General features: G+C 56.4%; 10 protein-coding genes and 2 rRNA genes (1 of these 12 cut by a window edge). 6 read left to right on the forward strand and 6 right to left on the reverse strand.

All coding sequences use genetic code 11. From position 1 onward, the window contains the following. Positions 1 to 69: 69 nt before the first annotated feature. Together AKJ29_RS08175 and AKJ29_RS08180 are read left to right on the forward strand one after the other, a co-directional pair. Positions 70 to 579, forward strand: a complete 510-nt coding sequence (locus AKJ29_RS08175; protein WP_055189745.1) for a phage tail protein — start codon at positions 70 to 72, stop codon at positions 577 to 579. Between the two features lie 200 nt (positions 580 to 779). Continuing rightward, positions 780 to 1,997, forward strand: coding sequence for a DUF4331 family protein (locus AKJ29_RS08180; RefSeq protein ID WP_074963821.1), 1,218 nt, complete (start codon positions 780 to 782; stop codon positions 1,995 to 1,997). Here AKJ29_RS08180 and AKJ29_RS08185 read toward each other — a convergent pair. The 4 genes from AKJ29_RS08185 to AKJ29_RS08200 all read right to left on the reverse strand — a co-directional run bounded on the left by AKJ29_RS08185 (position 1,985) and on the right by AKJ29_RS08200 (position 7,045). Next, positions 1,985 to 2,824, reverse strand: a complete 840-nt coding sequence (locus AKJ29_RS08185) for an adenylate/guanylate cyclase domain-containing protein (RefSeq protein WP_055189747.1) — start codon at positions 2,822 to 2,824, stop codon at positions 1,985 to 1,987. The genes AKJ29_RS08180 and AKJ29_RS08185 overlap by 13 nt on opposite strands. A gap of 7 nt (positions 2,825 to 2,831) precedes the next feature. Continuing rightward, positions 2,832 to 3,983: an FIST signal transduction protein gene (locus AKJ29_RS08190; protein ID WP_055189748.1), complete on the reverse strand. Its 1,152-nt coding sequence runs from the start codon at positions 3,981 to 3,983 to the stop codon at positions 2,832 to 2,834. A gap of 41 nt (positions 3,984 to 4,024) precedes the next feature. Then, the gene (locus tag AKJ29_RS08195) at positions 4,025 to 6,271 is read right to left on the reverse strand and encodes a pyridoxal phosphate-dependent decarboxylase family protein (protein WP_055189752.1); all 2,247 of its coding nucleotides are present in this window, start codon (positions 6,269 to 6,271) and stop codon (positions 4,025 to 4,027) included. A gap of 129 nt (positions 6,272 to 6,400) precedes the next feature. Next, on the reverse strand, positions 6,401 to 7,045 hold the full coding sequence (locus AKJ29_RS08200; protein WP_055189753.1) for a Crp/Fnr family transcriptional regulator: 645 nt from the start codon (positions 7,043 to 7,045) through the stop codon (positions 6,401 to 6,403). A gap of 192 nt (positions 7,046 to 7,237) precedes the next feature. On the opposite strand from AKJ29_RS08200, the gene AKJ29_RS08205 reads away from it, so the two are divergent. The 4 genes from AKJ29_RS08205 to AKJ29_RS08220 all read left to right on the forward strand — a co-directional run bounded on the left by AKJ29_RS08205 (position 7,238) and on the right by AKJ29_RS08220 (position 10,969). Then, on the forward strand, positions 7,238 to 7,516 hold the full coding sequence (locus AKJ29_RS08205; protein ID WP_055189756.1) for a hypothetical protein: 279 nt from the start codon (positions 7,238 to 7,240) through the stop codon (positions 7,514 to 7,516). A 65-nt stretch (positions 7,517 to 7,581) separates the two neighbouring features. Further along, entirely contained in the window at positions 7,582 to 8,673 is a 1,092-nt protein-coding gene (locus AKJ29_RS08210) for a phosphotransferase (RefSeq protein ID WP_139231512.1), read from the forward strand. Then, a complete protein-coding gene (locus AKJ29_RS08215) occupies positions 8,670 to 9,659 on the forward strand; it encodes a T3SS effector HopA1 family protein (protein ID WP_055189764.1) in 990 nt (329 codons plus the stop codon). Before AKJ29_RS08210 ends, AKJ29_RS08215 begins: the two co-directional genes overlap by 4 nt. Then, on the forward strand, positions 9,656 to 10,969 hold the full coding sequence (locus AKJ29_RS08220) for a lanthionine synthetase LanC family protein (RefSeq protein ID WP_055189765.1): 1,314 nt from the start codon (positions 9,656 to 9,658) through the stop codon (positions 10,967 to 10,969). Before AKJ29_RS08215 ends, AKJ29_RS08220 begins: the two co-directional genes overlap by 4 nt. A 260-nt stretch (positions 10,970 to 11,229) precedes the next feature. Here AKJ29_RS08220 and rrf read toward each other — a convergent pair. Together rrf and AKJ29_RS08230 are read right to left on the reverse strand one after the other, a co-directional pair. After that, positions 11,230 to 11,344 (reverse strand): 5S ribosomal RNA (gene rrf / locus AKJ29_RS08225). Between the two features lie 118 nt (positions 11,345 to 11,462). Beyond that, a 23S ribosomal RNA gene (locus AKJ29_RS08230) occupies positions 11,463 to 13,845 on the reverse strand; it runs 448 nt beyond the window's last position.

Consider the following 13,845-nt stretch of genomic DNA (forward strand, 5'->3'; position numbering starts at 1 on the left):
TGGGTCAGGATTAAGGGGATCTCTGCCCTGGCGGGGACATGAAAGATTTACCCTATTCGGAGTTGACCCATGGAACCATTCCTTGCCCAAATCATGCTGTTTGGTGGAAACTTTGCCCCGCGCGGATGGGCATTCTGCGACGGACAGCTGTTGCCTATTTCTTCCAACAGCGCGCTGTTCAGCTTGCTCGGAACGATCTATGGCGGCGACGGGCGCACTACATTTGCCCTGCCCGACCTTCGTGGGCGCGCCCCGATTCACGCCGGAACCGGTCCAGGTCTTTCCCCCCGGCGGCTGGGAGAGAGAATGGGGGTGGAAGACGTCACTTTGAATGCGACCCAGATGCCATCGCATAACCACGGTCTGATGGTTGCAAATCAGCCGGCCGACAACAGCCGTCCCAGTTCGGATATGTTGGCGCGTGCCGAGATCTACACCTCCAACTTAACGTCTCCGACGCCACTTGCCACGCAATCCATTGCAAATACGGGTGGCGGCCAGTCGCATGAAAACATGCAGCCCAGCATTGCCATGAACTATATCATTGCGCTGCAGGGGATTTTCCCGTCGCGCAGCTGATCCGTTGAAGATCCCAACGCTAAACGTTTGGGCGGGATGCAATTCCCGCCTAAAGCGTTTCGGCTTTAACCTGAGACAGGGAAAAGTCGAAACACAGTCAGAGATATCAAGGTCATGGGCGTTTCGGAATAACCATGTGTCACAAGTTTACCCCGAAACGCTTTAAGCTGTTTTTTGCAACAACCACATGAGGCACTGAAATGAAAAATCCATTCTCGTTTTTCTCGGCAGCAACACTGTGTTCCGCACTTGTGGCAGGCGTGGCTTGGGCGTCTGACCATCGGGATGCACCAGCGACGCAAATGGACCCGATGTCCGACATTGGCGACAGTTTCTTGTTCCGTGGCGCGCAGACCGGTGGTCTGACCATGGCTTATACGCTGAACCCGCTGTCGGGCAGTGGCGCGCCGGGGACGCAGGCGTCGGATGAAATCCGGCTCGATCCGGAACGTGTCTATATGTTCAAGCTGGATACGGACGGGGATCTGCTTGCAGACATTGCCTATAAGATCCGCGTCAGGGATATCGATGGCGAGAAACAGAAACAGCGTGTCGAGATGCTGCGCGCCGAAGGCCGAGAGGCGCAGTCCCATGAATGGGTTGGAAAGCCGGTGGGCAAGGGCTTCACCACGGCGCTGAATGCACCACTTGAAGTGACCCAAGGCGAGAACGGAGAGCTTTTGTTCATCGGCCCACGCCGGGATCCATTCTTCTTTAACTTCACCTCGGTTCAGGCACCCGCTGCCCAGGCGATCAAGCAAGCATTGGCCGGCGGCGATCATCTGCCTGCGGCCCCCACATCCCTTGGCGCGTTTGGCATCACCGACATGACCTTGATTGTGCTGGAGGTTCCAGAGCTGGCCGAACAGGCATTGGGCTACTGGGCCGTTGTCGCCGACAACCTGGGCCATTCCGTAGACCGTATGGGCCGGGCGGGCGTTCAGGGGATCTTCTTCGTGGATCCCCCGGTGGGCTATAACAAGTGGCATTATCTGCCAGTTGAAAACAATGGGCGCCATTATGACACCGTCGGCGAATTCAACGATGCTTATAACGCGGCCAGCCCTGATCAGGGTCTCGAAGATTTCGGGGCGCAATTCCGGTTCAGTTTCAAGCGGCTGGAAGTGCTCGAGGACACAATCGAAGAACACGTCACCTTCTATGCCCCGGATATGCTGCGCTGGGACCCGACGCTAAAGCCCGGATATCCGAACGGTCGGAGCTTTGCAGAGGACGCGATCTATTGGACGATCAAGGATGTGAACCCGTTCATGTGGGAAGATCCGGACAGTTTCCTACCCCGTACATCGGATCAGAATCTGAACCCTGAAAAATTCCCATATGCTGCTCCGTCCATTAATCAGGCTTGGAAGCCCGGCGTGCCGGTGCGGCCTGTTGCCCCGATCTATATGGAGTGATCCTGTGCGGGCCGGAAGATATTGACCGGCCCGCGTCCGCGCACGTCGATCTGGCCGTCGGATCGAAATGCGGTTGAACGCCTCAACCGCTCAACCGTGCTTTCAGACAACAGCATACTGTTCACATGGCTCGCCCTGACCAGCCGCGCTGCAAGGTTGACCGTATCCCCCCACACATCAAAGCTTAGGCGATCCTGACCAATGACCCCTGTCGACACGGGACCCGAGTTGATGCCGATCCGGATCTGCCACAGCGGCATATCTTCCGTGATCCCAAACGGACGCACGGTCTTGACGTATTTCAGGCAGTTCTGCGCGGCTTGGAGCATCCGATCGGCTGACGCCCTATCATCATCGCCCAACCCGGCGACGCACATATAGGCGTCCCCTATGGTCTTCACTTTCTCGACCCCATGCGCGATGGCAATGCGGTCGAACTCGGAATAATACTGGTCCAGAAGCTGCACCAGGATCATCGGATCCAGAGTTTCCGCATGGGCCGTGAACCCAACGAAATCCGCAAACATCACCGTTGCGTTTTCAAACCGTCGGGGCACCACGCCGCCATTCTGACGCAGTTCGTGCGCCACGGTTTCGGGCATGATGGAATGCAGAAGCTTTTCTGTGCGACGCTGTTCCTGCTGTAGCTGCGCATGCAGGTCCTCAAGCTCTGCTTTTGCGGTCTCGACCTCGGCCAGAACGCGGCGCTGGAAGGACTGGCCCGTGTCAATCAGATGCTCCAGTTCAGCGCGGCGCAGTTGCGATCGTTCCAGCCGTCTCTTCAGCCGTAAAATCTCGCGCTCTGCATCGCTGCTGGCCCCGGACATGTGCGGTTTACCCTTCTTTTTCCCCTATAAAGACCGCAACAAATGCATTGGTGTGGGTCAGTGGCGGTCCCCCCGGTGTATCCGGGCTGATTTCACCATAGCAATAAAAACCAGCGGTGGGGACATCATGGCCGACGATCTCGCGGATCCCGTCATATTCCTCGCGGGTGCGGGTGCCCAGTGTGGCACGGCGTCCACCACAGGAAAACAAGAGCGCGGCGTCAATGCGCCCGCCATCAAATCCGGCCACCGCTTGCCCGGCGGCGTTGCGGGCGGCATCAATGATCTCTTGCCGGGATGCAGTGGCGATCTGCACGGTGCTACCTTCGGCCACCGGGTTTACAAGGTGAAGCGCCCCGGTTTCCGCATCAAAGTTCAACGGTGACGACAGCACCAGGGACTTGCGGCTTTCATCTTTCACAGCAAGCGGAAAGAAGACCGAGGGTTGTTGAAGGTATTCTGAATAAAGATCTGCGGCTGGCCGGTCATCAATGCAATGCACCACCGGGCCATCGGCTTTGGTGACTTTGTGTGGCTGGCCCAGGGGGACGTAACCGGTGGACACACCTGTCGAGACATTCAGCGCACCAAACACCATCAACACAACGACACCGTCGCTCATCACCTGATCATTGCAAAGCTGCTTGGTCCCTTCAAAGCGCAACTGATCCCCGGCCCCGCCGCCAACGATCATCGCATCGCGGCCCGTCGCGTCGCGCAGCCCATCAAGCAGGTGGTGGATATTGGTGCCCAGCCCCTCCAGAAGTGCAACAGTAAGGGCGGGCGGTCCATCTTCACCGGCCTGCGCCATGTCGACAGCCGCTTTTGTGGCGCCTTTCGGGTCGGCGATTGCGCCGGACCCACAGCCGACCGCGAACCGAATACTGTCCGAGGCAAACAAAGTGATAACCAGACTGTCCTCGATAAAGCCTTCTCCGCTGGCGATCTCACCATCCGTGCTGCATCCAGCAATCACAATATCGGGGAACCGGTCGCGTAACACCTGTGCTGCGACGGACAAATCCATGTCGACAGCCGCATAGACCAGCGCAGCCCGAGGCGGTTGCCCATCCAGCGCGTTGACGGCGCTGGTCAGAGCATCTTCTGCAGACAGCTTGGTATCCGGATCATCGGACCAACCGGTTCCAACTTTGAACATTGTATCTCCTTCAAACTCATCGGCTGATTGCCGTTACGGTTCTATCCCCTGGACAGGCCGTGTTCCTTCATAACCGCAATCGCTGCATTCTGTGCAGTTTTACGGAAACTTTTAACCACTTCAGGCAGATAGTTCCCTTCAGACGTCGCCGAGATCCATGGATCCTGCGTTGTGGAAATCAGGAATGACAGCGCGGCACCTTCGGTCGGTTGCAACCCGGCACGCGCGCCGAAAGCATCCACGAACTCCTGTCCGTAATCGGGTACGTCAAACGCAGACGAGGTCACAAACATCGGCTGTTTCGGAACCGTCCCACCGTCAAAGACACTGATCGACAGCGCCTGATAGATTGCGGTGTTCAGCGCATTCATCAATGCAGGATCGCTGTTCCAACCGTCCCTGGTTTTAAAGTTCGCACTATAGGTGACGATGTTCTGATCCGAGCCCAGCTCTTTGAACAGTTTCAGCGCCTCAGGATCGTTCAGCAGGAACTCGACCAGCTCGTCATTCTGTTTTGGCACGATGTGATCACGGATAAAGGCAATCTGGCGGGCGACCTCGTCCGGACCCAGCCCCTCTTTCTCGGCGGGCAGTCTTTGGAAGGGAACCACCTTGATGAAATCATCCGTTCCATCCAACGCGACAAGTTCCGCATAAAGACGTTTCGAATTGAAGATACATTTCCCAAGAAGTTTCCCATATCCGGATTTATCCGGGCGAATCATTGCATGGGACAGATACACACCTGCCGCCGCTGCGCCGGGCTTGGATCCTTCGATCCCGTATACCCCAACCGTCGGATCGACACCCCCGTGATACACCACGGGCGCGGTGAAGGTAATCATGTCGCGCATCGCCCCATTGCGATAGCACAGCGCGCCCGCCGGATAGGGAATGAACCCCGCCTTGTGCGGGTCGACAGTTTGCGTATCGGCATGTTTGAAGGCGCGGTATTGGCGCAGGACATAGTCGCTCATGATCATGGCGGGGGTCTGTTCCCACGCGCCCGCCTGATCCGGGTCAATGGGGTCCTTGCTGTCGCGCAGCATCGAGGCGAAATACCCGCCCCACGCGCCGTCCACATGCAAGCAGAACTCCAGACCTTTGGCGCGGAATTCCTCGCGCAGCTCGACGATGTCTGCCAGCGGGTCAACTGCGCTTTCCTCGGTCGAGCCGATGACGGCCACAACTTCGATCACGGGGCGCTTGTTATCCAGACAGTCCTGCAACATCTCGCGCAGGCGATCCATCCGCATCCGTCCGTTCAGATCCACATGCACGCGGTGCAGCTGGTTTGCACCCAGCCCAATCAGTGCCGCTGATTTCGGCCAGGAATAGTGCGCCGTCGCGGGGGCCAGAACGATCGGAAGGGCCTGCACATCTTTTGCAATGAAGCGTTGCTGATATTCCGCAAGCCCCAGATTCTGTACAGAGTATTTATCCAGTGCGGCCTTGATCGCGGCCTGCGTCACACCAAAGTCCGATTGCAGACGCGGGGACAGGGCAATCACGTCATCCACGGCGACGTTCAAAAGCTCCCAACAGCTGAGATCGAGCAGCCTGGAAATCTGTCCGTTTGCCAGCGTGACGGTCACGTCCTTACCTGCCGCCATGTCTGGTTCATTCCGAATGGCCTCGGCCAGAGTGATCGGCATGTATTTCAGATTGCGCGCGGCCCACATGGATTCACCATTGGCGACAGATCCATCGCAGGTGATATGCGCCCATGGGGTGATCTGGTTTGCACCCGAGGCATTATCCTCCGGGACCTCGTAGCCCAGCATCCGGGCCAGATCTTTGCCGACTTCGATTTCCAGCAGGGTTGTCACGGGCGACGCTTCGGCCGCGACATTGTTCTGGTTGTACAGCATCGCCGCGAAATAGCCGATCGCGCCGGGCATGGTGATGTCCCAGTACATATGCGACTGGTTGCGATAGCTGGACAGCGGGATGGAGCCGTGCAGCGCGCCCAGAAGATCGTCAAGCTTATGATCCAGCGCTTCAATGGTGCGCTTATACTCTCCTGAGGCTTTGATCTCGGGCGTTACAAAGGGCGGATCACCGAATTGCGCACCATATTCACGACGGGCGTCACAATGCGCCTCAACCGCGCGCCTCACCGAACGCGACAGGACGTCCTGATTTTCTGCCAAGGGCCCAAGGAACCAACCGGCAAGAGATTCACTGCCCTTGCTGCGGTCAAGATCCATCCGTCCCGCATCTTTTTCTTTCTGATGAAACTCCGTCAGGACGGATTGAATGCGCGCCCGTTTCCCTGTCAAACTCATGGGGGTCTCCTCGTTTTTCCTGACGCCCCGATGTCACTGTCGACGGGCGCGTCTGTTCCCACAAATCATCATGCGGAGTTTCTGGTTTCGGACTGTGTCGAGGCGCACGTTTCTGATGGAATGACCTCGTTACATCTCTGCGGAAAGAAGCGCGTTCAGATCGCGAATGACGACCTTCTTGCGCGTGGTTTCAATCACACCCGCCTTGCTCAGCCGGGCCACTGCGCGGCTGACGGCTTCGCGGTTCGATCCGACATAGCCAGCCATCACTTCATGGGTGGGCATATCCGTAATCTCGCCGCCTTCGATCAGTTGCTCTTGTTCTTGTGCCAGTTGCATTAACCGGATGCGCAGGCGGGTTTCGACGTCGTGTACGATCAGACCAAACACGCGTTCATTCATGTGGCGCAGACGCTCAGCAAGATCACGAGCCAGATTGATGGCAACTTGCGGGAAGAGGTTCAGAAGGTCCAAGAAATCCTCTTTGCGAAGTTTCGCCAGAACGCAATCCGTCTGCGCCGAGATCGTGATCGAACGCTCGGCCCCATCCAACGCCGCCAGTTCGCCAAAATATCCACCCTGCCCGATTTTGTTGAACAAGATCTCGCGGCCATTCTGCGCAACAATCTGGCCGATAATCGACCCCGAGATCAGGAAATATGTGTCGGTGGTTTGGTCCCCGCTCATCACGATCAGCCTGCCCTTGGGCGCGGTGACGATCTCGGCGTTTTGGGTGAAACTTTCAACGATTTGCGCAGGCAAATCAGCAAACAATGAACACTGTCCGAGGGCAGTCGGAATATCTGATGGCTGTATCTTCTGACGCAACATTCTGGCCCCCAATTGGGCGCCCCGAAATACCCGAAAATCAGATTTCCGACAGTTTTCCGGCCTCCTGTGCCCTGAGACACATATGCAGCATTACTTGACGTTTAGTCAAGAAACACCAGAAGGCGAGTAATCGCCATGGTCGAAACCGAACACCTTCAGAGGAGATTTATTATGTGTGTTAGTGTTGCATTTACAGCAGGTTGCACGTTCTCGGACGTCGCCGAGGCAACCAAAGCTGCTTCGAACGCTCAACTATCTGCAAGTGAAAACTGCGTTAGCGTTCTGTTTACCGCTGGCTGCAGCTTTAAGAGTATTGAGGAAGCGCAGGCCGCAGCCCAGCCCCATCTGGATGCCATGGCGGAAGCCGCTGGCAACTGCGGGAAGGTCATGTTCACGGCTGTCTGCTCTGTCTGATCAATGCTTGGGGGCAGCACCGTCTGATTGCTGCCCCTTTTTTCTGATGTTTGACCGAGGCCATCATGGAACCTGTTGCACGCAATATCATGCAAAAGCTTCTGGATCAGAAGCTGATCACAAACCGGGATATTGTAAACGGATCCATCGCCATTCTGGTGGGTCGCCAGCGGAACCGTTTCTTCGCGTTCAAACAACTTAACGGCCCGTCCTTTTTTATGAAGCAGGCCCATGAAGCCGAGCCCGGCACGCAAGAGTCGCTTGCGCTTGAAGCGGGTATCTATCAGGCGGTCTCGGACCATCCAGCGTTTGGCAGCCTGCGCAAACTGATGCCGCGGTTGCTGCATTTTGATCCTGACAGCTCGACCCTGACACTGGAGCTGATCCGCGATGCAAGTGACATCGGGTCGGCATCGCGAAACGCGTCACATATCGACCCAGAGCTTGTCCGGCAGGCAGGCGTAATTGCGGCCAGGTTTCACTCAGTACCATTGGCGGATGTCGAGGATCTGAACCTGAATTTCGACAGAAAACCGCATTGGATCTTCCGTCTGGAAGAAGACCCAAGCCCGCTGCCGTCGTTGCGTGGGCGCAGCAAAGCGAGCGCGGAATTGATCGATCTGATCCGCAGTCAGCCTGACCTGAAGACCTGCCTTTCTGACGGCTGCCAGGACAGCTCATCCGAAGTATTGATCCACGGGGATTTCAAATGGGAGAACTTCCTGATCACGGGCCACACTGCAACTGAAAAACTGAAATTGATCGACTGGGAACGCGCAAATATCGGTGATCCCGCATGGGATGTGGGCTGCGGCATAGCTGCGTTTCTGATCCATCAGATCATGCGACCGGACGCCCCCGAAAACCCCGAACAAATTCTTGGTGCCCCGGAAAACATGAGCAGCATGCAGGCGTATTGGTCAGGCTATGTGTCAACCCGCCCCGTCACGATGGGGCCGCTTGCAGACTTCCGCGCACATTGTCTGAACATGGCCGCCGCGCGGATGTTGGTTGCTGCATATGAGTACTGCTTTGCGCAGGATGAATTGCCGGCACAGTCACGGGCATTCGTGAACATGGCGCAGTATCTGATTGCCGCTGAAGGGCAGGCTCAGGCGGTCCGCGCATTGTCCGGCACGGAAAGAGCCGCAGCATGAAACAGCGCTTGCAAGACTTCGTATCCCACATCCGTTTCGGCCCAAAGGACGCGTTGATTTTCCGCGATCAGCCGACCCAGTCGACATCGACGCCCGAGGCTGATCAGCTGACGCAAGTGACCGAGTTTGTTTACAAATACCTCTATACGCACCCGTCTGGTGACATTTCTCAGGCCTTCCGCGCGACGCCGCCAGATGCAAAGTTGATTGCCAAGCTTTCAAACGCCAACACGACCCGCGCGGATGTTCAGCAAGGGTGGGTCGTGCGGACAGCTCTGCCTGATGGCGCCGTAATTGCCGAGCGTTTTGGGAAAGTATGCAAGTTTCTGCCCGGCCAGTTTCTGGCGGATCACCTGTCGCTGCCGATCCGCACAGGCTCGGCTCTGACGGTGACGCATATGACGGGCACTGCCCTTATGCAGCCCGGCTTTTTCCATATGTTCGGGCAAGAACAGATGGATCTCGCAGAACAGGCGAAGACGGTCAGGCTGTATCTGAACCTGAAGGGCGCCGGAGCTGCCGAGCCCGCCGCAGCTTTGCTGACCGGTATGCTGAATAGCTACAGGATTCCGTTTACCTGCAAGTTTGCAACCCGTTTGACGGACTATTCGCGCGCCGACACTGCCGTGTTGTACCTGCCCCAGCGATTTGTCCGCATCTTTCTGCTGGCATTTGCGGATGTCCAAACAGCTCTTGGTGCCCATTTGGGTGCCGAGGTCCCGGTATTCACACGCAGGATCGCTCCGGGGGTCGGTTTTGCGGAAGATCCGACCGGAGAAATCAGTTTCGGAGCGGCGCGTAGCAAACTTGTGGCCGAGGCGATGCTGTCCAGCCGTATCTCCAGCCGGATGGATGCAGACAAATTCTGGTCTGAGTTCTTGGCGCTCTGTGCCGTGCGCGGCCTTGATCCGGACGCGCTGCACCTGAACCCCGGATCGTCAGATACGTTCTATTTCCCCGCCGAAATCGCAGAGGTGGCCGCATGAATGATACCGAAATCCTGAACGCCGCCTTGACCATCGGCAAGATGTTGGCGCGTGACGCGATTTGGGACGGTGACCGTTGCAACTGGCTGGGTCCGGTCAACGATTTCTTCTTTGGCACCATGTTGTCCGGATATGGAACAATGGGCCCTGCGCTGTATGACGGAACCGCCGGCATCGCGTTGTTTTTGGCTGAGCTGGGCAACCTGACAGATGATCACGTCATCACCCAGACGGCGATCGGGGCGATGAACCACTCCCTGTCCCGATATCAGGATTGCCCCGCTTCTGTGTCCTTGTCCTTTTATACCGGGCATGTTGGGATTGGCTATGCCGCGATCCGGGTCGGTCAGCTTTTCGATCGCAAAGCGCTTATCGCCCGTGGGGTGCAGATCATCCGGCAGGCTCTGCACAGCGATATTTCCGACACGTGCATACTGGACGTGATGTTGGGTGTCGCGGCCTCTATTCCAGCGGTTCTTTCGCTACGCACCGCATTCAATGGGGACGAGCTTGAAGCGCCTTTGCTAAGCTGGGGGCATGCCATTCTGGGCCAAGGTCAGACGAATGATGCGGGCCTATCGTGGAACACCAGCGCCGAGATGAAACGAAATGCGGGCGATGCCGAGTGGCTTCAATCGGATTTGCCCGCGCGCCCAAACCTGCTGGGATATGGCCACGGCGCAGGGGGGATCGGGCTTGCATTGCTTGAACTGGGGACGGCGTTCAGTATCCCGGCAATGTCCAAGGCCGGGTTGCAGGCCTTCGCCTACGAGGATCATTGGTTCGATGATGACCGGCAATGCTGGCCGGATTTGCGGTTTCATGACGATCCAGACGCGAAGGGGCGCACCGAAGTCGCATGGTGCCACGGTGCGACAGGGATCGGTCTGGCCCGTTTTCGCGCCTTCGAACTGACGGGGATGCCCGCGCTTCTGGAAGATGCCCAAAAAGCAACACGACTGACCCGACGGGCGCTTGCGACGCGATTGACGCCTGCCACCAATCTATGTCTCTGCCATGGGGTTGGCAGCGACCTGGAGCTGATCTTGCGGGCGCGTCATGAATGCTGCAGCGAAGACCACGCGCTTATCCACAATGTGCATGCCTTCATCGCGGGTGACTTTCTGGCTCAGCAGCGCCCCCTGCCATATGGAGGAGGGGAACGTCATCAGCCGCCAGGCTTGATGACGGGTCTGGCAGGCACGGGTTACGCCTTTCTGCGCAGCCTCGAACAGGCACCGCCATCCTTGCTGTGCCCCGGATTGGGATCAGATGTGACAAGCGCGACCCAACAGCGATTGACGGGCTGATCTGCACCGCATCTGTCCCATAGTTCATCTCCTTTGTTGCAATAAATGCTATCAAAGGAGCGGCACCAAACCGCGACAGGTCCAGTTTTTCATTTTGAGGGTTTCGGGACAGATGTTTGCCCGCTTTCGTTAGTGAGTATGGGCTGCCAGCTTCACTGAATTGAGTATAAGCTTTTCCCAACATAAAACGCCCTTCGCTTTTGGGCGAAGGGCGTTTTTGTTTTTTGAGATCGTTATGAGAGAATTTGGATTTTTACTAGGTTTGGCGGTGACCTACTCTCCCACGTCTTAAGACGCAGTACCATTGGCGCGACAGTGCTTAACGGCCGGGTTCGGGATGGGACCGGGTGTTTCACTTGTGCTATGACCACCAAACCGAGTAAAAATCCAATTTTTGTCCAAGTCAGTACACTGGTGTGTATGCTTTTGATTTATCAGTATGAGCTCTACCGCTTTGCTACTTGAGCGCGGTTAGGTTTGCTTTCTACTGGATCAAATCAAGCCTATCGGACCATTAGTACCGGTCAACTGAGCATGTTACCATGCTTACATCTCCGGCCTATCGACGTGGTAGTCTTCCACGGTCCTCAGGGATACCTTGTTTTGAGGGGGGCTTCCCGCTTAGATGCCTTCAGCGGTTATCCTTTCCGATCATAGCTACCCAGCACTGCCGTTGGCACGACAACTGGTCCACCAGTGGATCGTTCACCCCGGTCCTCTCGTACTAGGGGCAACTCCTCTCAAGTATCCTACACCCACGGCAGATAGGGACCGAACTGTCTCACGACGTTCTAAACCCAGCTCACGTACCTCTTTAAATGGCGAACAGCCATACCCTTGGGACCTGCTCCAGCCCCAGGATGAGATGAGCCGACATCGAGGTGCCAAACACTGCCGTCGATATGGACTCTTGGGCAGTATCAGCCTGTTATCCCCGGCGTACCTTTTATCCGTTGAGCGATGGCCCTTCCACTCGGGACCACCGGATCACTATGGCCGTCTTTCGACTCTGCTCGACTTGTCAGTCTCGCAGTCAGGCTGGCTTCTGCCATTGCACTCAACGAGCGATTTCCGACCGCTCTGAGCCAACCTTCGCGCGCCTCCGTTACGCTTTAGGAGGCGACCGCCCCAGTCAAACTACCCACCACGCAGGGTCCCGGATCCGGATAACGGACCGCGGTTAGACATCAAGCAGAACAAGGGTGGTATCTCAAAGGAGGCTCCACAGGAACTGGCGTCCCTGCTTCGAAGCCCACCACCTATTCTGCACATGTTGTGCCTGATGCCAGTGCGAAGCTGTAGTAAAGGTGCACGGGGTCTTTCCGTCTAACCGCGGGAAGCCTGCATCTTGACAGGCAATTCAATTTCGCTGAGTCGATGTTGGAGACAGCGGGGAAGTCGTTACGCCATTCGTGCAGGTCGGAACTTACCCGACAAGGAATTTCGCTACCTTAGGACCGTTATAGTTACGGCCGCCGTTTACCGGGGCTTCAATTCGGTGCTTGCACACCTCCTTTTAACCTTCCGGCACCGGGCAGGCGTCAGACCCTATACGTCGTCTTGCGACTTCGCAGAGCCCTGTGTTTTTAGTAAACAGTCGCCACCCCCTGGTTTGTGCCCCCAGTCAATACTTGCGTAGAAACTGGGCCTCCTTCTCGCGAACTTACGGAGGTATTTTGCCGAGTTCCTTCAACATCGTTCTCTCAAGCGCCTTGGTATACTCTACCTATCCACCTGTGTCGGTTTAGGGTACGGTCTCATGAAGGGCTATTTCCAGGAACCTCTAAGCTGCCCATTCAATCCAATAAGGATGAACAACCTTCGAGATCCGTCACTTCCTTCTGGCCCAGGAATATTAACCTGGTTCCCATCGGCTACGCCTTTCGGCCTCGCCTTAGGGGCCGGCTTACCCTGCTCAGATTAGCTTTAAGCAGGAACCCTTGGATTTTCGGCGAGGGGGTCTCTCACCCCCTTTGTCGCTACTCATGTCATCATTCTCGCTAGTGATCTCTCCACCGGATCCCTCACAGGCCGGCTTCACTGAAAGCTCCGATCCTCCAATGACCCCGAAGGATCTAAGGAGGAATGGAACTATGTCACACTACGCTCTGCTACCGCGTGCATAAATGCACACCCTAAGCTTCGGCTCATGGCTTGAGCCCCGGTACATCTTCGCCGCAAGACAACTTATTTAGACCAGTGAGCTGTTACGCTATCTTTAAAGGATGGCTGCTTCTAAGCCAACCTCCTGGTTGTTTTGGTCGTCTCACCTGCTTTCCCACTTAGCCATGAATTAGGGGCCTTAGCTGTAGGTCAGGGTTGTTTCCCTCTCCACAACGGACGTTAGCATCCGCTGTGTGTCTGCCATATAGTACTTCCCGGTATTCGGAGTTTGATTAGGATCAGTAAGGCTGTGGGCCCCCATTACCCATTCAGTGCTCTACCCCCGGGAGTATTCGTATGACGCTCTACCTAAATAGATTTCGCAGAGAACCAGCTATCTCCGAGTTTGATTGGCCTTTCACCCCTAGGCACAGCTCATCCCGATCTTTTTCAACAGATGTGGGTTCGGTCCTCCAGTGCGTGTTACCGCACCTTCAACCTGGCCATGCCTAGATCACTCGGTTTCGGGTCTGATCCACCTAACTCATTCGCCCTATTAAGACTCGCTTTCGCTACGCCTACACCTAACGGCTTAAGCTTGCTAGATAGACCAAGTCGATGACCCATTATACAAAAGGTACGCCGTCAGCCCGCAAGGGGCCTCCGACTGATTGTAGGCGTTCGGTTTCAGGTACTGTTTCACTCCCCTCGTCGGGGTGCTTTTCACCTTTCCCTCACGGTACTGGTTCGCTATCGGTCAGTAAGGAGTACTT

This window comes from Aliiroseovarius crassostreae (assembly GCF_001307765.1).
GTDB lineage: Bacteria > Pseudomonadota > Alphaproteobacteria > Rhodobacterales > Rhodobacteraceae > Aliiroseovarius > Aliiroseovarius crassostreae.